Here is a 20,199-nt window from a genome sequence, read left to right on the forward strand (position 1 = left end):
ATCACCTGACTCAACCGCAGCGCCGAGATGCCATCTGGGAGCAGGAACAGCTCCAATGCTTGGAACCATTTCACCAAAGGCAAATGGGTTCTTTCAAAAATGGTGCCGACCAAAGGCGAGGCTTGATAGCCACATTTTCCGCATTCAAATAAAGGAATATGTCGAGTGGACAGACGGGTGCACTCGGTATAAGCACAGCGCGGGCAGACAAAGCCATTTGGCCACTTCATCGCGATAATCGCCTCGATACAGTCGGCCTCGCTTTGAAAACGGCTACTGATAGATTTAAGCCCCATGCTCGTACCTAATTCCATGTCCGATCCCTCCAATTGAAGTTCCTCTAGTCACTGAATACGCACGTGCGTTCCCTTTTTTCTCATTATAGCAAACATACGTTCTTGTATCAACTAAAAAATCCCAAATCTTCACGAAAAATGTGGATGTTCAGATCACTGTGCAGCCTTAGTTTAATCCCCCTGATCGATTCGCCAATTCTGAATCAAAGGGATAATCGTGCAAAAGGTGGGACTGGGGGGAGAAGCCCCCTAATCTCTCAATTCTGATCAAAAGGGATAATGATGCAAATAGGCACAGCAGGGCGTACTAAGGCGCGAAGAGCCGCAATAAGGCGAAAAAAGTTAAAAAGGCACAATAGAAGAAATAAATAAAATATGCAAAATAAATGAAATAAACAAAATAAGCGCAAAAAGCGAAAGAAGTAAAAGAAGTGAAAAAAGTGAAAGAAGTGAAAGAAATGAAAATAGCGAAAATAACGATAATAACGAAATAGCGGAAAAAGAGAAAGTAGAGAAAGTAGAGAAAGTAGAGAAAGTAGAGAAAGAAGTGAAAGAAGCGCCATAGGACCAATAGGGCGAAATTAAATTGAGAAATAAGACGCGAAGGGCGCCTCTCTTTCTCGATCTCTACATGCTGAATGAAAGTACTGAATGAAAGGGATAATGGTGTAAAAGGGCAAGCGGTTAGGTAGTCAAGGGTTCAATCAGACATGGGTTCTATCAGTCATACGTCCAATTAGTCATACGTTCAATTCATCAGTCATGGGTTCGAGCAGGATGGGTTCATGCGTTCAAGTATTCGTGTGGTCAAGTCAGTCAAGCGGTCGTGAAAATTGTTCGAAGACCTGTCACATTACTTCGGGAGTTTCTGACAAACGGCTGGGATTCTATCGACTCTTTTCTGGTAGTATGGTATTATGATAGTCTGATAACGTATTAGCGAACTAAAGCGGTGTTTTGAGTTGAGCTAATAGTATTACTCAGGGGGAGAGAGATAGATGAAAGTTAATAGAAAAATGGTTTTGATGAGCCTCGTGATGGCTCTGGTGTTGACGATGCTGGCCGGGTGTTCAGGGTCGGGAGCCGGGAAAGAGGATAATCAACTGGTGATTGGGATCGATGATAAGTTTGCACCAATGGGATTCCGCGATGAAAATAACGAGATTGTGGGCTTCGATATTGACTACGCTAAAGCGGCGGCGGAGAAAATGGGAATGGAAGCCACGTTCCAGCCGATCGACTGGTCGGCTAAGGAATCTGAGTTAAACAGCGGACGGATCGATCTGATCTGGAACGGATATACAATTACGGAGGAGCGCAAGGGCAAGGTCCTCTTTACGAAGCCTTATTTGAAAAATAGCCAAGTGGTCGTAACGCTGGCCGATTCGGAAATTACTCAGTTGAGTGATCTAGCTGGCAAGACAGTGGGTCTGCAGGCGTTGTCTTCCGCAGCGGATGCGCTGGATGCAGCTCCGATCAAGAGCGAGATCAAAACGATCTCGGAGTTCCCGGACAACGTACTTGCACTTACGGATCTCAAAACGAAACGGCTTGATGCAGTTGTAATCGACGAAGTTGTAGCGAGATACTACATGGCGAAAGAAGAAGGTACGTTTAAGCTGCTGGATGAGTCGCTGGCGCCTGAAGAATACGGCATCGGCGTGAAGAAAGGCAACGAGGAGCTGCTGAACAAGCTGCAGAAAGCGCTCGACGAGCTGAACCAGGACGGTACCGCTTCGGAAATTTCGAAGAAATGGTTTGGCGAAGATAAAGTGCTGAAGTAGATACGAAAGCGTAGAAACCGGATTGCTTCGGAATCCGGTTTTTTGCTGATTAAGTTAAAATTCAAGATGTTCCGAGGAGAGCGATCATGAGTCTGGAGTATTTGTTAAGTATCCTAGGGCCGATGCTGGAAGGAACGAAAACGACGATTTGGCTGTTTCTGCTTGCCATTGTGACCTCGATTCCGCTGGGCTTCGCCTTTACCTTTATGGTTCGCAGCCGAATCAAGCCGGTCGCTTGGTTTGCCGGAGCTTATATTTACGTCATGCGCGGTACGCCGTTGCTGCTGCAAATGCTGTTCGTTTGCTTTGGGTTGCCGGTTATCCCGGGTATCGGCGAGTACCTCGTCATGGATCGGTTTGTTGCTGCTTGCGTTGCTTTTACGTTGAATTACGCGGCGTACTTCGCCGAGATCTTCCGGGGCGGCTTGCTGGCGATTGACAAAGGACAATATGAAGCCGCAAAGGTGCTAGGGCTTAGCCGCTGGCAGACGACAACGCGAATCGTGTTGCCGCAGATGCTGCGCATCGCGCTGCCCGCTGTCTCCAATGAGTCGATTACGCTGATCAAGGATACAGCGCTGCTTTATGCAGTGGCTGTTCCCGAGCTGCTGCATTTCGCGCAAACGGCCGTCAACCGGGATTTTACGATCGTACCTTTTGTACTTGCAGGCGTGTTATATCTGTTGATGACATTGGTGTTGACCGTGCTGTTTAAGGCGTTGGAACGGAAGTTCAAATTTGAGTAAAGGGCTGGAATCATGGATCAAGCAATCGTTCAAGTCGAGCATTTACGTAAATCGTTTGGCCACCTGGAGGTGCTGAAAAACATTTCCTTTAATGTCGCTGCGAGCGAAGTGCTGGCGGTGATTGGGCCGTCCGGATCGGGCAAGAGCACGATGCTGCGCGCCTTGGCCCATCTTGAGGAAATTGATGGGGGGACGATCCGGATTGGCGGGGAGCCGCTGGTTGACAATGGGCGGTATGCCGGCAGCGCCAAGCTCAAGGAAATTGCTACCCGCATGGGCATGGTGTTCCAGCATTTTAATCTGTTCCCGCACCTTACGGTGCGCGGGAACCTGGAGCTCGCGCCTAAGCTGGTAAAAAGGCAGCCGTCTGCCGACATCCGCTCTAAAGCGACGGAGTTGCTGGAGAAAGTGGGGCTCTCCGATAAAGCGGAGGTCTATCCGTCTAACTTGTCCGGGGGGCAAAAGCAACGGGTTGCCATCGCCCGGGCCCTGATGATGAACCCGGAGATCCTGCTGTTCGACGAGCCGACCTCTGCGCTGGATCCTGAGTTGACGGGCGAGGTACTGCAGGTGATGAAGCAGCTCGCCGAAGAGCGGATGACGATGATTGTCGTCACGCATGAGATGGGTTTTGCGCGGGAGGTAGCCGACCGCGTGATGTTTATGGCGGACGGGGAGATTATCGAGTCCGGCCCGCCGGAGCAGCTGTTTGGTGCGCCGCAGCATGAGCGTACGCGGTCCTTTTTGCAGCGGGTGCTGTGATCACTAAATTCAACAACGGCGGCAGCCTCGGAACTTCAACTACGAAGTTTGAGGCTGCCGCCGTTTTTTACCACCCTATTTTATTTCACCGAGTAAACCCCTTCTTTGTAAATCAACGTATAAATCATGCCCGAATCGGTCAGAACGTACTGGTCCACGGCATCCTTGGACAAGCGACGTTGTTTCCCGTCGGCAGCAATATGGTATATGCCGGGCTCATAACCGTGGGATACGTAGTAGACACCGGACTTACTGACCTCAAAGGTCGTATCAGCCGTCGCACCGGGCGCCAGAGCAGCCAGCCTCTTCTCTTGACCTGTTGCTGGGTCAAACCGGAATAACTCCATGTCCGTGCCGCTGGCGGACGTATAATAAAATACGTTCTCATACATCCGGATCTGGGAAATGTTCCGTGACGACAAGGCAACGGCGGGCTTTCCGCCATTTAACCCGGTGCGCATCAAGTGACCCGAGCTGTCTTCTAGATAATACAGTTGCTCGCCAATCACCCAGAATTGGCTTGCACCCGCGGCCAGCTTCACATGTGCCCGGCCGGTTGTATCGATCTGGTACACGGAGTTCGGATCCTTCGGATCGCTGTCATTAAAGCCGATCGTATAAAGGGCTCCGTTTTTCAGCACCAACGAGGAATCGGTTCTGTACCCGACCCCGCCGTTTTCTTCCACCGAACGGGCCACGCCGTAGGCATATCCGGGCTCTCCGAGCAATTCCTTCTCTCCGGTTGTCATGTTAAACCGGCTCAAGTTGTTCGCCACTTCCGTCATAAACCGGAAATCGGTATAGTACAGGGCTTCCCGGTCTGAGGCAAGACCGGCCAAACTTTTCGCCGACAAGACCTCCTGCAATGCTCCGTTCTTCACCCGGTACAACATGTCCCCGCCCATCGTTAAATCGCCGACATGCAGGTTAACAAATAGTTCGTTATCTGATTTCCATACATCCGTCAGCCAGCCATCCTCCGGCCGCCAATCGCCGAGCGTGGCGATTTTTTCGGCCTGTTGCTTTTTAAGGTCATAGGCGTACAGGTACGCTTGATTCTTCACCGTGGACACGTAGTAGAAAAGATCGCCGATCCGTTTTCCCGAATGGAACACTGGTGTACCGGGTACCTGAACTCGCGTCGCTTTGTTGCTTCCCGATTTCCGGAAAAGCTGCTCTTCTACGGAAGCACCGTTGTTCAGGTATACAGTTTTCATGTAATAGACGTCGGTTTCATACTGCGTCAACGGGGTCGCTATCTTCTCATAGTCCACCCGTTTCCGTCGATCGGTCAGTTGTGTTTTAATCGAATCTTTGACTGCTAGCGTATCCGGGTGCTTCAGGTTAATCGGCGTATCGCCGATCAGAATCAACCCATCCAGCCAAGCGATCTGTTTGCCAAGTGCGGTCGCGGCATCCCTCAGAGGTAACATAACCCGCCCGCCAATTTTTTGCGGCGGCACGTCGAGCTTCACCGATTCATCGTTAACAAGCATGGTCTTGCTGTTCACTTTGAATTTGACCGTTCGCTTGAGTGTTACGTTCCGGAGGACCACATCGTCCGGCGTCTTTGCGTTCCAGACGACTTCCCAATACCCTTGGTTGGCCCCGGTGGTATGCTCGGCCAAGTATCCCATCAGACGAATAGGCACGAGGACGCGCCCGTTACGCTGGACGACTTCATAATCTCCGCTAATATCCGTCTTCTGTCCTTGCAAAAACGCTTTGCTTTGATAGTCGTAAGGAATGATCGCCAGCTCGTTGAACGCCTCTTTCAGCGAACTGCTGCTGCTTCCTTGGACTGGGCTGCTAGCTTTCTCAGCGGCATGAACTCCGGCTGTTCCCAGCCCTAGACATGCTGTTAATAGCAGCAACATGATTTTCTTCTTCAATACGAAACTCTCCCTTCAATAAACCAGACACAAGATGTCATCTAATGACTAGACGCTTCAACTCTTGTAAAAGTTGCTATGTCAAAGCTAGCGCAATTAGGAGGTAACGCGAGCATTTTTGACAACCCTGTTGTAGAATCAAAAAGAAGACGTTTACACCAGCAGGATGGAGGAACCTAGGAAATGTTAGATCAATATGCATCGGCCACCGTCGTTTCGACGGCATGCAATTATATCATGGAGCGTCCGGACAAGTTCACTCATACCTACCGGACCTATATTAAATTAAGAGAAAACGGAGCACAAGAGCTCCGATTCTGGCATAGCAATGCCATCGACTCCACATGGGATACCGGTTCGGTTGCCCGCGGCGGGGAATATGGCGGACAGTGGCGAATCGAAGCTGCTTACGTCGGGGACGGCGGCTTGGAACCGCAGGGTTCGGTCGTGCCCGGTTCACAGGTACGCGTTACGTTTGACGGCGGCAACGAAGTCAAAGCGGTTGCCCCCGGGGAGTTGTTTTGGAGCGATCCGGTCAAGATCGACCTGCCGGAAGGCCATCTGCTGGCGTTTACTTGGACGATTTCAACGGAGTCTGGAGGCAAAACGGTTCCCTACAATACCGAGCAGATGTTAGTAATGGCGTTTGATGCGCCGGGAGCATGTGCGGATCAAGCTGCTGCCGATGGCTTTGTGCAGTCGGAGAATCTGCTGGTCATGCCCGCATTGATTGCCAGCGCAAAGCCGGTGCAGCAACGCCTCATCTTCCTTGGTGATTCGATTACGCAAGGCGTAAGGACTCGCCGGGACGGTTACGAGTATTGGGCGGCGCGAATTGCCGATGGCTTAGGCAATGATTATGCTGTATGGAACCTTGGCTCCGGCTGGGCACGAGCCTACGATGCTGCCGCCGATCGGGCCTGGCTGAACAAGGTGAAGCTGGGGCAGGCTCCAGGGACGAACACCCAAATCATCCTGGCGCTTGGGGTTAACGATATCGATATCGGCGCCCGTACTTCAGAGGAGCTGCTGGCCGACCTGACGACCATCGTTTCCTTACTTCGCCAAAACGATCCGACTACGGAAATAATCCTGTTCACCGTTCCGCCATTTAATTTCAGCGAAGAGCGGGAACAGGTCTGGCGGCGGGTCAATGATCATATCCGCTCCGCCTCGCTTCCGGGCGTTGACCGCGTCTTTGACATGGCCGTTCATCTGTCCCAGCCCGCGCCGCAGGATCACCGGCTGCGTCCGGAATTCATGAGCTCGGAGTACGATCCCCATCCGAATGGAGCGGCAGGCAAGGTCGTGGCCGACGCATTCTTGGCGTGGTACTTCAGTGATGATGAACGGGAGCGCTGAGATGATGAGCACCCCTCTTCTGAATGTAGGGATCTTTGCCCATGTCGATGCGGGCAAGACAACGACGACGGAACATATTTTGTATACCAGCGGGCGGATTCGGACGCCGGGCCGTGTGGATGACGGCACCGCGCTGACGGACTCGCTGGAAGTTGAACGCCAGCGCGGGATTTCCGTTCGTGCGGCGATGACGAATTTTACTTGGAAAGGTACGCAGGTGAACTTGATTGATACGCCGGGCCACGTCGATTTCCTGTCCGAAGTGGAGCGTTCGCTGCGCGTGATGGATTGCGCGGTGCTGGTGATCTCCGCCGTAGAAGGCGTTCAGGCCCAAACGGAAATGATCTGGAACGCGCTTCTTAAGCTGCGAATTCCAACGATTCTATTCGTCAACAAAATGGACCGGGTTGGCGCGGACCCTGATGCGGTGCTGGCGCAAGCACGCAAATATCTGTCCCCGGACATCGTTCCAGTCCAGCATCCGCTGGGGATGTGGCAGGATTATCAAGGAGCGGCGGATTTGTGGAGCGCGGGAGGTGAAGCGGCGGCGGCTGATGCGGGAAGTCTTGAGGCGTTCACGGCGGCGCGGAGCGGCTTGATCGAAGCGTTGGCCGAGCGAGACGAGGCGTTGCTCGAGGCCTACCTTAGCGGGGAGGAGGTCGCGGAGGAACGCTGGGAACGCTGTGCGGAGGAGCAAGCGAGATCTGCCCGAATCTATCCGCTGCTGTACGGGGCGGCGACGAAGGGAATGGGTATCGCTGAGCTGCTGGATGCCATGGTGCGCTACTTCCCTCCGGCGGAAGGGGATCCGGAGGCCCCGCCCTCCGGCGTCGTGTTCAAGATCGAACGCGACAAGACGATGGGCCGGATGGCTTATGTTCGCCTTTATGAAGGCAGCCTCCGCAATCGCGATACCGTATACAACTATACGCAGAACCTCAGCGAGAAGGTGACACAGATCCGCAAAATCGACGGAACACGTTCGGAAGATATCGGTCTGCTGCGGGCAGGCGATATCGCGGCCGTCTGCGGCTTATCCCACGTCCGGATCGGCGATGTACTGGGGCGGCCGGATGCAGTGCCGGCTGAAGCGAAGCTGGCCGTTCCGCTGCTTACGGTACAGGCTCATCCAGCCAACGAAGCAGAATACCGCGCCGTAGCGGAAGCGCTGCAGGAGCTGTCCGACGAAGATCCGCTGCTGGACGTGCAATGGCTGCAGGAAGAACGAGAGCTGCACGTAAAGGTGATGGGGCCGATCCAGCTGGAAGTGTTAAGCAGCGTCATGGAATCCCGTTACGGCTTGAAGGTGACCTTTGGGAAGCCATCGGTCATTTATAAAGAAACACCGAAGCAAGCCGGGGAAGGGTTCATCGCTTATACGATGCCGAAGCCGTGCTGGGCGATCCTGCGATTCCAGATCGAGCCCGGACCTCGGGGAAGCGGCTTGGTCTACGAAGCCCGGGTGCGGGACGAGGATCTGCTGCCGCAATATCAGAACGAGGTGGCGCGCCGTGTTCCTGAGGCGTTGCAGCAAGGGCTGTATGGCTGGGAGGTTACTGATCTGAAGGTGACGTTGGTCTATGGCCAGCATCACGTATGGCATACCCATCCGCTGGATTTTGCTGTCGCCACGCCGATGGGAATTATGAATGGGCTGGCGAATACCGGGACCCAATTGCTGGAGCCTATTTTGCATGTCCGCATCGTTGTCCCCGAAGAGAATGCCGGTCGGGTAATGAATGACCTCGTGCAGATGCGCGGCCGGTTCGAGCCGCCTCAGCTGCAAGGAGAACGGGTGCTGATTGAAGGGCATGTACCGCTCTCGACTTCGCTGGATTATCCGATTGAACTTAGCTCGTACACCAAGGGACGCAGCACCTTTGCTTCCTCCTTTGCCGGCTATGAACCGTGCCCGCCGGATGTGCACGCCGAGCGGGTTCGGCGAGGGGTTAATCCGTTAGATCAGGCGAAATATATTCTCAGTGTGCGCAAAGCACTGCAAGGGTAGTTCATCAACAGGTTCATCTTAGTCGAAATAGGAACCGAATTGCTTAATGTAGAAGGAACAATGGACCTTGACCGGAAGCTGGCTGAACATCTCATGCCAATCGGTCTTTTTCCACTCATCATAACTCATGCTGTTGCGCACATATTTCCCGAGCCCAATCCCGTCGGTGCGGTGGCGTTGCATGGTCTTGATCACCCGCAGCGCTTCCGAAACGATATGTTCGCTGACCAGCTTTTCAACCTTTGTCCGTTCAGAGGTGCTTAGTTTTGCATTGCCAATGTACTCATCCACACTTCCATAGATCTTCAAATAAATATTCGCTTCATAATCGCCGGACGTGTTCTTCGTAATCACGATCCGGCGTTTGCTTTTTACCGCATTGACGGAAATCGCCTTCAAGTCGGGATGCTCCGTCGTCAGGGTAAACTCGCCCTCTTGCAGGTTCGAATACAACAGCATGAACAGGTAAACGTCTTCCCACGGCAGCTTCGCAATCATTCGATCATCCCGCATCAAGGCGATGCCGCTGATGGTAATATCCTTCTCCTTCTCCAGGACTAAGGCGGCAATTGGATCCTCCCCGTCATCGAAGTAATCGCGGGTAAATTCGTACAACGAGGTTCGGGGGAGCGATTGTATTGAGTATTCTTTTTGCAACAGCTTGTTGATATAGTTCGCCGTCTTGGTATGCCGCGGATATTCTTGGCTGATGATCTTCCCGGCATCTCCCTCGACGACGACCATTGAAGTTCGGATGGAAATGCTGGGATCGCGCAGAAACGTATCTAAATACGGCCAGAAGCCGCGGCGGGCTAACTCCTCACCGATCAAAAAGGTGCGAATTTGTCCGCTGGCAATGATTCGGCTGGTCCGCAACGACAAGGCCTCCCTCGCTTGCTTTGGACTTGAAGCGATCGTTGACAGCAATTCGTCGGTTGTTTTGCCATCCCGGGCGTATTGCGAAACCAGCGGAATGCTGACCGTAGCCTTAATCTTATTCTCGGGAGCCGCATCAAAAGCGGCCGTTTCAATATAACCAACTCGTTCCAGAATCCGCTGGTCCCGGCTGCAGCCGGTGAGTACAAGGATGAGAACGGCAGCGAACAGAAATCGTCTAAGCATGTTTCTTCAACCTCCTTTGCATGAGTAGAAGCACAATCAGCAGCAACGGGAGCCCGAAGGCAACACCTATCTGTACAAAGGTGAAATAGCTGGACCAAGACTCTACGACGATTAAGGTTTTGGGGATCATCCCTACAAGGATGGTTGCAACCATGGAAACGAAGACGATCACCTTCCAGGGGATTTGGGGAAAGACCTGCGCCAACGCCTCCTGACCGGCCCAATAGTACATGCCTGCCGTCTGCACGATTGAGAACAAGAACAGGCTGAAGAGAAAGTTCTGGATGCGTTCAATGAACGGAAACCGTAAATAAGCATACATATCGAGGATCGGAAACGACGAATGGACCAGAGCGTGATGACCGAAGAAGCCGTAAGCCATAATCGAAACGAGCAGATACACGAACATGGTAATTCCGTTTCCTAGATGGATATATTTCAACCATTTTTTGTTTTTTTCCGCATAGGGAAAAAGAAACAGGCACAACTCGTATCCCAAAAACGCGCCGTACAGGTTGTTCAGCCCCTCGTACATATCCGCTCCTTCCTTAAGCCAAAAAGGAGTAAAGCGGGAGAGATCAAACTCATGGACGAAGAGTACGATCAGCGGAATTTGCAACAGCAGGAGCAGCGAGAAGATGACATTCGCTTTAGACATGGTATAGATCCCTTTAGTAATGTAGAGAACCACCAGCACGTCCACGAAGGTTTTGAGAATGAGGTCAGAGGTCGCCGGAAAGATCAGCATCTGATATATCAAAGCGTATTGCTTGATGACAAGGCAACCGCTCATGCTGAATAACCCCCATAACAGCACATATAGAGGGATTAGCAGGAATCGCGGCAGTGAAGCGCTGAGAATGTCAAATATTGATTGGCCTCGGCCCATTCGGTACACCGCAGAGATCAGCATAATGTTCAGCGTCACCAGCACGAACATAGGAAGGATCATCAGCCAGCCGTTGGTCCCGAAATCGTGGGCCGTGAGGCGCGGCAGAGTGAACAGGACGGCACCGCTTTGGGTATTGAACACCATCAGGGCGATATGGAAGCGATTGAGTTTTTCCCGTTCCACTGGAGTCACCTATTTCTTCATTTTGTTGGACGTTTTGTTGGGAGTACGGGATTGCGTTGGGCGTTTGGACAACATCCAGAAGGGGCCCCGGATAAAGGTATCCTTCCAATCGCCCGGTTTAATCGGCGCGAGCGGAAGGGTGTACGGCGCACCTAAGCTGGTCAGCTTGGACAGATGGATAATCACCAGCCCGAGGCCGAACATAAATCCGAAGTTCCCGAGCATCCCGGATAAGATGATCAGCAAGAATCGAATCAGTCGAATCGAACCGCTCATCGTGTAGCTGGGAATGACGAAGGAAGCGATGGCGGACATTGCAACGGCAATGATCAGAATGTTACTGGTAAACCCGGCTTCCACCGCTGCAGTACCGATCACGATACCGCCAACGATACCGATCGTTTGCCCGATTTTGGTAGGCAGACGAACCCCAGCTTCTCGCAGCAACTCCAAGGTCGTTTCCATCAACAGCGCCTCCAGGACGGGAGGGAAGGGGACGCGGCTGCGCGATTCAGACATCGAAGCGAGCAAATTTTGCGGAATCATCTCGTAATGGTACGTTGTGATTGATACATACATCGAAGTTAAGGTGAGCGTAAGAATAAAGGCGACATAGCGCAACAGTCGAAGAAACGTCCCCACAGCCCAGCGGCTGTAATAATCGTCAGGCGAGGTGAAAAATTCAAATACGGTTGTAGGCCCAATGATGACCGACGGGCTCTGGTCCAAGAGCACAAGCACCCGGCCTTCATTCAACTTGGATACGGCAACATCGGGGCGCTCTGAGCTCAGATACAGAGGGAAAATGGTGGCAGGGTAGTCTTCGATCATCTGTAAAAACATGCTGCCATCCAAAACACCGCTGTACTCGATGCCCTGAATCCGCTCCGACATCCGATTGACGAAGTCCATATTGGCAAATCCGTCGATATAAAGCATACATACCTTCGTTTTGAACACTTCGCCGACTTCAAATTGTACAACTTTCAGACGATTGCTCTTCAGCCTGCGGCGGATAATGGACAGATTGGTATCCAGCGATTCATTAAAGGCATCATGCGGGCCGACGATGACAGATTCCGTTTCAGACTGCTCGATGGATCGGACGTCGGGACCGTAAGCCGAAATTAAATAAACCCCCTGAGGTACAAATAGAGCGGCTTCGCCCTCCAAAATCCCTTGAATCACGTTCTTCGTTTCTTCTTCGCGCACGAACTGGGATTGCTGCAAGAGAGCTCCCAGTTCCTCCCTTTGAATATTTTCCAGCGGAATGATCACGTTGTTGATAAACTTGTGGTTGTCGACTAAATGATCAAAGTAGATAATGTCAGCCTGGATGGACGGATACGACCGATGCGATAGATCGGAACACCCGTTAAATTCCTCCAACACCCGCTCCAAAGTGAGCGGACCAGGGGCTTGAGGCTCAGTAAGATGTGATGTTTGTTGCTCTGGTTTATGCTTTACCATCGTCATGATAGTTTTCAATAATCGGGAGTTCAAGGCGCAATTCCTCCAACTGAGGTATTTTCTTCTATTGTGTGTAGCATTGATCGAACTATGCAGTTTTGCTGGGACAGGGACAGAACAAGTGCAAAAAAAAGAATACTGCGATGGTTCGCAGCATTCTATGTATGGTTATTCTATGGATTCACTTCAGCAACAGCCGGGATAATTCAGCATAACTGATAACCGGGGTATGGGGGAGATGCGGATCTGATTCGGGCTGGATGCCGCGGTGATTAAACCAAATGGAGTGCCAGCCGGCGCCGGCCGCTCCCACGACATCGTTACGCCAGGAATCTCCGATATACCAGCACTGATCCGGTGACATCTCCAGCTTCCCGGCAATCAGATTAAACAAGCGGGCATCCGGTTTCGTTAAACCTACCGCCCCTGAGATGAAGACCCGTTCGGCAGGAATCAGCCGATCGACCCCGAGTGCCCGGATCTTTCGCCATTGATGGTCCGGCGGCCCGTTCGTAATGATTCCGACAACAGCGCCGCGCGCCTTAAGTTCGCCGATCAGCTCCAGCGCTCCGGAGAACGGATGAATGTCAAATTGACGGCTTAGGTAAGCGGCCTGTACCGCTGCGGCTTGATCGGTTGTCAGCGAAAGCCCAAACTCCCCTAAGGAACGTACGAAACGTTCGGTGCGCATTGATTCCAGCTCATGTCCGTGGGTGGGCGTCCCCCCGACTTGGGCAGAGAGATAATCGCTGTAATAACGCATTCGGTGGTACGCTGATTCATAGGGGAAGTCCGGCCCGGTGTGCAGGATTTCTTCCAGTGCCTCGCGAAAAGGCTGCAGATGGTCGTATAACGTATCATCTACGTCAAAAAAGATCGCGCGGTTTGAAGTCATTGCGTTCATTGTGATGATCCCCTTCTCTTTACCAGCCGCAGTAGAAAACCGCGGCCTTTTCCTATAAAATGCTTATGTATTGTCCTGGCTGCGGGAGCCGTCGCCTTCCCATTATACGTGACAATTTCGAAAAATCCATAGTTCGACCGGTCCTTTTCGGATATGATGGGATCGGACTGTATACTTTGGGCGGAAAGGTTTGGAGCGGACGTGAAAAAGCCGAAACGATGGTTTACCTTAAGAAATCAAATCTTCATCAGTTTTATGCTGCTGATGATTTTTGTCCTGGGCATCGCCAGCGTACTCACTTATTATCGGATGTCCGCGCTGCTGCAAACCAATGCGGAGAAGCATATCAGTCAAACCGCGATGCAGGCTAATGGTCGATTGGATGCACTGATTGCCCAGATCAATACGCTGACCACGCAGGTCGCCACCGATGCTTACGTTCAGAGGCTGCTGCTCGCTGAGGTGCAAGGGAAGGAGACGCCCTTTAGTTCGCGCCAATCGCTGCTACCGCTGTTTAGTGACTATCAGGCTTATGTGACCGGCATCAAGTCGCTGGAATTATATACCAATGATTACCGCCGTTTGTTCCCGCTGAACGAAACCCAGTTGATTGACACGATCGACTCGGAATGGATTAATGCAGCGAATTGGGGCAAAGGTTCGCTTGTCTGGATCGGGATCGATCCGCGCGATCCGTCCACCGTGCTGGCACTGCGCCGGGTGAGCTTGCTCGACCGCTGGTTTTCATCCGGGGGATATTTGATGGTGCGGCTCGATCGGACTTATTTTCAAATTCATGATCAGATCGACGAGGATGTGGGGGAGTATATTCTGCTGGTCGACGGGAATCAACGTCCTGTGGCAACCAACTTCAGCTTCCCTGCGGAAGAATTAAATGTGAAGGAACTGCTGAGCAACGAGGGGAAAAATATCACCATCGGCGAACAGAAGTTTATCGAGGTCAAGCAAGCCTCTAAAGCAACCGGGTGGACGCTGGTCTTCTTCACACCCATGAGCTACGTCACCAGCGGGATTTCCGCGCTGCGCACAGCTGTCCTCGCTTCGGGAGCCATCGGGGTGCTGCTGTTCCTGATCATGTCGCTGTCGCTGTCGACGATGATTACCCGCCCGATCTTCCGGCTCATCAAGGCGATGCGCGGGGCGAGATTCGGGGTGCTTCAGCGGAACCCGATGTTCTCAAGCACGATGGAAATTAACGAGCTGAACAATTCCTATAACCAAATGGTCGATAATATGAACGAATTGATCCGCGTCGTTTATGAGAAGGAGCTTCTGCAGAGCCGAACCGAATTAAAAGCGCTGCAGGCTCAGATCAATCCTCATTTCCTGTTTAATACGCTGGAGGCCTTCTATTGGTCACTGGAGGATAAGGGAGAGGAGGAGTTGGCCAACCTGGTCGTCGGCATGTCCAGCTTGTTCCGGTACATTATCAGCAGTCCCAACCAGGACGAGTGGGTGACGATTGAGGACGAGCTGGAGCATGTGGAACGTTATCTGCAGCTGATGGATATTCGGCTTGCAGAACGCTTAACCTGGTCCATTGATGCCGGCGAATTCCGCCACGTGAAAATTCCTAAGCTTCTGATTCAGCCGCTCGTGGAAAACGCGATTTGGCATGGGGTTGAAAAGCAACTCGGCCAGGGCAAAGTAAGCGTATGTGTTGAACCCTCAAACAAGGAAGGGTACTTAAAAATCACTGTGCAGGACAACGGTCCCGGCATGGATGAGGAGACGTTAAGCGGCTTAATGCAAGCGATGGAAGGCGGGCCTTCCATCTCCTCGAAGGGGACAGGCGTCGGGATTGTGAATGTACACCGGCGGTTGCGTTTGTATTATGATGAGCAAGGGAAGAAGCACGGTTTGCAAGTAACCAGCCGCCCGGGCGAAGGAACGTCCGTGAGCTTTGAAATACCTAGTGATTACGGGGGAACGGTATGAAGCAGACAAAAACCATACTTGTGGTGGAAGATGAACCGAGAACAAGACAGGGCTTTACGAAAACATTGGAAGCCTGGTCTGCCGGCCGATACCGGATCGAGGCAGCGGACAGCGGACAGGCGGCGCTGGCTTGGCTTGAACACAATGTCGCTCACCTGCTCATCACGGACATCCGCATGCCTGGCATCAGCGGGCTGGAGTTGATTGAGATGCAGCAACGCCATAAGCATTTCAAGCCGGTGGCGATCATCATTTCGGGTTATGCGGAATTCGAATATGCGCAAAAAGCGATGCAGCTCGGCGTCGTTAATTACTTGCTGAAGCCAGTGGACAAGCATAAGCTGGTTCAAGCCGTAGAGCAGGCGCTGCGGGTAGAGGACGACCGGCATCGGATCGAAACGATGGAGAAACTGGTGGATCCACGGTTGCTGGAGACCAAGGATACGGATACGCAATATACGCCTCAGGTCCAGGAGGCATTGAACTACCTGGACGAACATTTGCACGAGCCGATTACGATGCGTCAGGTGGCCGATCATCTGCATCTGAATCCAAGTTACTTTAGCGTGCTGTTCAAAGAGCAGACCGAGCTTACCTTCAGCGAATATATCACCCGATTGCGGGTGCTCCGTGCCAAGGAGCTGCTGCTAAGGACAACGATGTCCGTTGGGGAGATTGCGGAGCGTGTCGGTTATCAAAGCGACAAGTACTTTATCAAGGTGTTCAAAAATTACGAAGGAATGAGTCCCAGCAAATACCGCAGCCAGACGAAAGAGACGGAAGATGACGCTTAAGCCTTGACCATTTTGTCACAGATCTTTGCGGCGAAATGGGGGTTCAGCTTCGCGTGCTATGGAAGCGGAATCATCAACGTGATAAACTTGGATTGAAGCGGTTACACGAATAGCCGAGATAATTAGGGGGCTAAAGCATGTCCAACCAGAAAACAGCATCCATTCTGTGGATTGCGCTTCTCCTGTTGTTGGGACTTACCGGTTGCGTAGGCGACAAGGTGGCAGGAGGGGGCGGGGCGGATGACCATGAAGCATCGGCGGCCAGTGCGAAGGTCACGATCCAATTCATGCATCTGTGGCCGGCAGGTTCCTCTCCGCAGCAAAATAAACTGGTAAATGAGATCATTGACCAATATCAATCCGAGCATCCGAATATCACCATACAGCAAGAAGTGATGGAAAATGAGCAATACAAAAACAAACTAAAAATACTGTCTGCGGCGAACGAACTGCCTGACGTTGGTGTCACTTGGGCGGCGGGTTTCATGGACCCTTACGTGAAGGGAGATCTGTTTGCCCCGCTTGATGATGTGTTGGAACGCGGTTTGAAGGACCAATTCGTACCGGGGGCCACTGATGCCTATGCGGTACAGGGCAAAACGTACGGCTTGCCGATCGAACTGAACATCTCACCGATTTATTATAATAAGGCAATTTTTGATAAATACAATTTGGAAGTGCCGCAGACCTACGATCAGTTCCTGGACGTGATTCACACGCTGAACATCAAAGGGGTCACCCCCATCGCGCTGGGGAACCGGGATCGTTGGACGGGCTCGATCTGGTATATGTACCTGGCCGACCGGATCGGCGGACCGGAAACGCTGAAGCAGGCCATCGATCGCACGGGCAGCTTCGAGAATCCAGCGTTGATTCAGGCGGCGGCTGAAATTCAGAAGCTGGTGGATATGAACGCTTTTAATAAAGGCTTTAACGGCTTGTCTAATGAAGAAGGTAAAATGGTCTTCATCAAAGAACATGCCGCCATGTTCTTGGCGGGAACCTGGGAGGTGCCTAACTTTACAAGTAATCCGGACGTCCCTCAGCAATTTAAAGACAATGTTGGGTTCTTCAAATTCCCAACCTTCACCGGCGGTAATGGGGACATTAATAGCTGGGTAGGCGGACCGGGGGTTGGTTTGTTCGTTGCGGAAAACTCCAAGGTCAAAGACGAAGCGAAGGAGTTCGTGGAATATTTCATTAGTAAGTGGGGAGCTGAGTCGGTTAGCACGGCCGGGGTCGTTCCGGCAACCAAGGTGGATACGACAGCTTCGGATTTACCCAAGCTCTACATCGATCTGTTGGATGAGCTGAACAAGGCCAGCAACCTGACCTTATTTGCCGACGTGCAAATGAAATGGAACGCGGCCCAGACGCATTTAAATATGATCCAAGCCTTGTTCGGTAAAGCGGTGACGCCGGAGCAATTCGTGAAGGAGCATGAAGCCGCATTGCAGCAAGATGAATAAAGAATCCGGGCTTAAAGCAAGAACCTTCCGCCAATTGGCGCAAGGTTCTTATTTTTGGGGACTAGCCGACGTATTTAGATAGGGAGATCAGCGCCGTCATCGTAATGATGTTCAGCAGTGTGGAGATCAGCACGGTTTGAGAGGCGAAATCGGGTTCGTTGTCGTACTCCTCCGCCAGGATGGTGCTGTTGACACCGGTAGGCATACCGGAAGCGATCAGCAGGGCTTGGGCCGGAATTCCTTTGAGGTTCAGCACCCATACCAAGATGAACCCGATTGCCGGGCCAATCAACAGACGCAGAACGACGCTCACATAGACTTCAATCCGGTCGAGCCGCAGCGGATATTTGACAATTTGAGCGCCAAGCGTCAGCAGGGCGATGGCTACCATCGAGTCGGCGATGTAGCCAAGCGGCTTAGATACAAAATAAGGAATCGGCCATTGAAGCAAGTGCAGCGCCATCCCAAGCACCAAGGCGTAAGGTACGGGCATCTTGAGAAACCCGATCAACGCGGCCTTCAGCGTACCGCCGGATTTGGCCCGTTGCACGGACATCACGCCGTAGGTGAACGTGACCAGGCTTTGGAACGTCATGACCAGCGCTTGAACGGAAGTAGCCAACGGATCACCTTTAAAGGCCAGCTGATTAATCGGCAATCCGTAATTGCCGGAGTTGTCGAGGATCAAGCTGTTGGTGAAGGCGGCCCGCATGCCAGGTCTAAACTTCAGACGCCAGCTGACGAGCCGGCTGACCCCATAGAGCAGCAGGACGTACAAAACGTAAAATGCTGTCACGCTTCCCAGCAGCTCGGCGGACATCTCCGATTCGTACATGCTGACGAAGACGACGGCAGGTGTCACGAAGTAGAAGTTGATTTTGGCCAGTGTATACAAATCAAGCTTAAAGGCGCGTTGCATCAAGGCGCCTAATCCAATGAGGATAAAAATAGGCAAAACGACATCTAATACAATCTCGCCGATCATCTCTTGCTGTTCACTTCTTTCTGATGCGCTAATCTAGAATTAGACGCGGATCTGGAATCGAATACCGTTTAATGGCAGTCGCTAGTTATTATATCACGCCTGCCGCTGTGTAGAAGATGCAAATTGATCTGCTGCTGCAGGTAGGTTATCATAGCACCTGCTTGAGTGGATAATAAAAGACTTGTATACAAAATGAATGAAGTGAGAACGTGAAAAGGAGAAAGCGCCTATGATGACTCCTTCCAGACAGCCTCATCCTGTTCTTCGCGATGTGGAACGATTGATTCAACTGGAGATGGAGATGACGAAGTTTAATAACGAACGTTCTTTGTATTTGAAGGAATCTCATTTTACAGTGACACAAATCGGCGGGACGACGCTGCTGTTGGACGAGTTATCCCCGTTATCCAGTTATTACAATCGTGTGATTGGCTTTGGCCCTGCCGATTTGGAGCGGCTGCCGGAGATTCTTGGGAAGTATGCTGCCTCTGGTATCGATCCTTGCTTTGACCTGAGCCCGGACCGGCAAACCAGCGAAGTGGCGGAGGCGTTGGCCGCTAAAGGCTTCGTGCCGAGGCTTCAGCTCGCTTTTCTCAAGCATGAGTTCGATAAGGAAAACCTTGGATTAGAGTCTTCGGAACGAGCTCAATCGAGGGAAGGAATTCACATGGCTCAGGTCTCTAACGAAGCAGAGGCTCTTGCTTTTATCCAGTTGATCGAGCGATCACGCGGCGGGGACGGTTCATCGCTGGACGAAGGAATGGTGAAGCGGAAGATCCGGTATTACTATCGGGACGATTTTCGAAATTACGTTGCCTCTCTTGGAGGGGAGCCGGCAGGAATGGGTTCTTTGTTTGTGCGCGGCGATACCGGGTATTTAGCCAACGATTATACGTTCCCGGCGTACCGGAATCGCGGTATCCAAACATCGCTGATTCGGCATCGGCTGCAAACGGCGAGGAAGCTCGGACTGAAACGGGTTTACACCGATGTGGAGTTTGCTTCGGTCAGCCATGCGAACATGTTGAAGTGCGGTTTTGAGCTGGTGTATATGAATATGTTTTGGATGAAAACGGCGCTGCCGCGATAAGCGGTTAGCGCCGTTTTAAGGTTTGGCTGTTCGCTTGCGAGTCTGCCGCGGGATTCGCCGAATTAAGAGCTGGCCGAGCACCTCAGACAAGACAAGCCCTATCGCGATCGAACCGGATAGGAGGAAGGCCTTGGCGGCGAGCTCCACAGCCAAATTGTATTCATTCTCCACGAACCGCCGCATCGCATCATACGCGAGCCCGCCCGGAACCAAAGGGATAATCCCCGCTACGCTGAAGATAATGACCGGCTTCTTGTAAACGCGGGCAAACAGCTGGCTCAAGACGCCAACCAAGAACGTAGCCGCAACGGTTGAAAATACGCTCTCCATCCTTGGCTCCAGCAGGATGTAGACGAGCCAGCCAAGCATACCGGACAGGCCGCATTGGAGCAGCGTTCGTTTGGGGGCGTTGAAGAGGATGCCAAAAGCCCCTGAAGCGATAAAACTAATTAGCAGATGAACGAGTATGTACATTGGACGA

The 20,199-nt window shown here is 52.1% G+C and carries 17 protein-coding genes; 9 read left to right on the forward strand and 8 right to left on the reverse strand.

Annotated elements, in window-relative coordinates; genetic code table 11:
- Positions 1 to 314, reverse strand: a 314-nt coding sequence (locus tag RW092_RS02330) for a transposase (protein ID WP_316009408.1), incomplete at its 3' end; no start/stop codon positions are given.
- Between the two features lie 980 nt (positions 315 to 1,294).
- Between RW092_RS02330 and RW092_RS02335 the strand changes: the two genes are divergently transcribed.
- The 3 genes from RW092_RS02335 to RW092_RS02345 all read left to right on the forward strand — a co-directional run bounded on the left by RW092_RS02335 (position 1,295) and on the right by RW092_RS02345 (position 3,588).
- Positions 1,295 to 2,080, forward strand: a complete 786-nt coding sequence (locus RW092_RS02335) for an amino acid ABC transporter substrate-binding protein (RefSeq protein ID WP_016313237.1) — start codon at positions 1,295 to 1,297, stop codon at positions 2,078 to 2,080.
- An 86-nt stretch (positions 2,081 to 2,166) separates the two neighbouring features.
- On the forward strand, positions 2,167 to 2,826 hold the full coding sequence (locus tag RW092_RS02340; protein ID WP_016313236.1) for an amino acid ABC transporter permease: 660 nt from the start codon (positions 2,167 to 2,169) through the stop codon (positions 2,824 to 2,826).
- A 12-nt stretch (positions 2,827 to 2,838) separates the two neighbouring features.
- Positions 2,839 to 3,588 carry an amino acid ABC transporter ATP-binding protein gene (locus tag RW092_RS02345; RefSeq protein ID WP_316009409.1) on the forward strand — a complete coding sequence of 250 codons (750 nt, stop codon included), beginning with the start codon at positions 2,839 to 2,841 and terminating at the stop codon, positions 3,586 to 3,588.
- 80 nt (positions 3,589 to 3,668) lie between these two features.
- Here the strand turns inward: RW092_RS02345 and RW092_RS02350 are convergent, their stop codons facing one another.
- Positions 3,669 to 5,480, reverse strand: a complete 1,812-nt coding sequence (locus RW092_RS02350; protein ID WP_316009410.1) for a stalk domain-containing protein — start codon at positions 5,478 to 5,480, stop codon at positions 3,669 to 3,671.
- Positions 5,481 to 5,663: 183 nt separating this feature from the next.
- On the opposite strand from RW092_RS02350, the gene RW092_RS02355 reads away from it, so the two are divergent.
- Entirely contained in the window at positions 5,664 to 6,842 is a 1,179-nt protein-coding gene (locus RW092_RS02355) for an SGNH/GDSL hydrolase family protein (RefSeq protein ID WP_316009411.1), read from the forward strand.
- 1 nt (position 6,843) lies between these two features.
- Positions 6,844 to 8,850 carry a GTP-binding protein gene (locus RW092_RS02360; protein WP_410055502.1) on the forward strand — a complete coding sequence of 669 codons (2,007 nt, stop codon included), beginning with the start codon at positions 6,844 to 6,846 and terminating at the stop codon, positions 8,848 to 8,850.
- Positions 8,851 to 8,868: 18 nt separating this feature from the next.
- Here RW092_RS02360 and RW092_RS02365 read toward each other — a convergent pair whose 3' ends face one another.
- From RW092_RS02365 to RW092_RS02380, 4 genes are all read right to left on the reverse strand, one after another.
- A complete protein-coding gene (locus tag RW092_RS02365; RefSeq protein ID WP_316009413.1) occupies positions 8,869 to 9,972 on the reverse strand; it encodes a Ger(x)C family spore germination protein in 1,104 nt (367 codons plus the stop codon).
- On the reverse strand, positions 9,965 to 11,047 hold the full coding sequence (locus RW092_RS02370; RefSeq protein ID WP_316009414.1) for a GerAB/ArcD/ProY family transporter: 1,083 nt from the start codon (positions 11,045 to 11,047) through the stop codon (positions 9,965 to 9,967). Before RW092_RS02370 ends, RW092_RS02365 begins: the two co-directional genes overlap by 8 nt.
- A 9-nt stretch (positions 11,048 to 11,056) precedes the next feature.
- A complete protein-coding gene (locus tag RW092_RS02375) occupies positions 11,057 to 12,523 on the reverse strand; it encodes a spore germination protein (RefSeq protein ID WP_316009415.1) in 1,467 nt (488 codons plus the stop codon).
- Between the two features lie 175 nt (positions 12,524 to 12,698).
- Positions 12,699 to 13,421, reverse strand: coding sequence for an HAD family hydrolase (locus RW092_RS02380; protein ID WP_316009416.1), 723 nt, complete (start codon positions 13,419 to 13,421; stop codon positions 12,699 to 12,701).
- Between the two features lie 201 nt (positions 13,422 to 13,622).
- Here RW092_RS02380 and RW092_RS02385 point away from each other — a divergent pair, with 201 nt between their 5' ends.
- The 3 genes from RW092_RS02385 (at position 13,623) to RW092_RS02395 (ending at position 17,643) form a co-directional block, all read left to right on the forward strand.
- A complete protein-coding gene (locus tag RW092_RS02385; protein WP_016313227.1) occupies positions 13,623 to 15,380 on the forward strand; it encodes a sensor histidine kinase in 1,758 nt (585 codons plus the stop codon).
- Positions 15,377 to 16,174: a response regulator transcription factor gene (locus tag RW092_RS02390; protein WP_016313226.1), complete on the forward strand. Its 798-nt coding sequence runs from the start codon at positions 15,377 to 15,379 to the stop codon at positions 16,172 to 16,174. Before RW092_RS02385 ends, RW092_RS02390 begins: the two co-directional genes overlap by 4 nt.
- A gap of 137 nt (positions 16,175 to 16,311) precedes the next feature.
- On the forward strand, positions 16,312 to 17,643 hold the full coding sequence (locus RW092_RS02395; protein ID WP_316009417.1) for an extracellular solute-binding protein: 1,332 nt from the start codon (positions 16,312 to 16,314) through the stop codon (positions 17,641 to 17,643).
- 61 nt (positions 17,644 to 17,704) lie between these two features.
- On the opposite strand, the gene RW092_RS02400 is transcribed toward RW092_RS02395, so the two are convergent.
- Complete coding sequence (locus RW092_RS02400) at positions 17,705 to 18,628, reverse strand: AEC family transporter (protein ID WP_316009418.1); 924 nt, start codon at positions 18,626 to 18,628, stop codon at positions 17,705 to 17,707.
- 229 nt (positions 18,629 to 18,857) lie between these two features.
- Here RW092_RS02400 and RW092_RS02405 point away from each other — a divergent pair, with 229 nt between their 5' ends.
- Complete coding sequence (locus RW092_RS02405) at positions 18,858 to 19,718, forward strand: GNAT family N-acetyltransferase (RefSeq protein WP_316009419.1); 861 nt, start codon at positions 18,858 to 18,860, stop codon at positions 19,716 to 19,718.
- Between the two features lie 15 nt (positions 19,719 to 19,733).
- Here the strand turns inward: RW092_RS02405 and RW092_RS02410 are convergent, their stop codons facing one another.
- Complete coding sequence (locus RW092_RS02410) at positions 19,734 to 20,192, reverse strand: threonine/serine exporter family protein (protein WP_085278439.1); 459 nt, start codon at positions 20,190 to 20,192, stop codon at positions 19,734 to 19,736.
- Between the last annotated feature and the right edge of the window lie 7 nt (positions 20,193 to 20,199).

The organism is Paenibacillus sp. 3LSP, assembly GCF_032465655.1.
Taxonomy (GTDB): domain Bacteria; phylum Bacillota; class Bacilli; order Paenibacillales; family Paenibacillaceae; genus Fontibacillus; species Fontibacillus barengoltzii.

Bases quoted from the DNA above. Each gene is read 5' to 3' on its own strand.
- RW092_RS02335 (WP_016313237.1), top strand. From the start codon at position 1,295: ATGAAAGTTAATAGAAAAATGGTTTTGATGAGCCTCGTGATGGCTCTG.
- RW092_RS02340 (WP_016313236.1), top strand. From the start codon at position 2,167: ATGAGTCTGGAGTATTTGTTAAGTATCCTAGGGCCGATGCTGGAAGGA.
- RW092_RS02345 (WP_316009409.1), top strand. From the start codon at position 2,839: ATGGATCAAGCAATCGTTCAAGTCGAGCATTTACGTAAATCGTTTGGC.
- RW092_RS02355 (WP_316009411.1), top strand. From the start codon at position 5,664: ATGTTAGATCAATATGCATCGGCCACCGTCGTTTCGACGGCATGCAAT.
- RW092_RS02360 (WP_410055502.1), top strand. From the start codon at position 6,844: ATGATGAGCACCCCTCTTCTGAATGTAGGGATCTTTGCCCATGTCGAT.
- RW092_RS02365 (WP_316009413.1), bottom strand. From the start codon at position 9,972: ATGCTTAGACGATTTCTGTTCGCTGCCGTTCTCATCCTTGTACTCACC.
- RW092_RS02375 (WP_316009415.1), bottom strand. From the start codon at position 12,523: ATGACGATGGTAAAGCATAAACCAGAGCAACAAACATCACATCTTACT.
- RW092_RS02380 (WP_316009416.1), bottom strand. From the start codon at position 13,421: ATGAACGCAATGACTTCAAACCGCGCGATCTTTTTTGACGTAGATGAT.
- RW092_RS02390 (WP_016313226.1), top strand. From the start codon at position 15,377: ATGAAGCAGACAAAAACCATACTTGTGGTGGAAGATGAACCGAGAACA.
- RW092_RS02395 (WP_316009417.1), top strand. From the start codon at position 16,312: ATGTCCAACCAGAAAACAGCATCCATTCTGTGGATTGCGCTTCTCCTG.
- RW092_RS02400 (WP_316009418.1), bottom strand. From the start codon at position 18,628: ATGATCGGCGAGATTGTATTAGATGTCGTTTTGCCTATTTTTATCCTC.
- RW092_RS02405 (WP_316009419.1), top strand. From the start codon at position 18,858: ATGATGACTCCTTCCAGACAGCCTCATCCTGTTCTTCGCGATGTGGAA.
- RW092_RS02410 (WP_085278439.1), bottom strand. From the start codon at position 20,192: ATGTACATACTCGTTCATCTGCTAATTAGTTTTATCGCTTCAGGGGCT.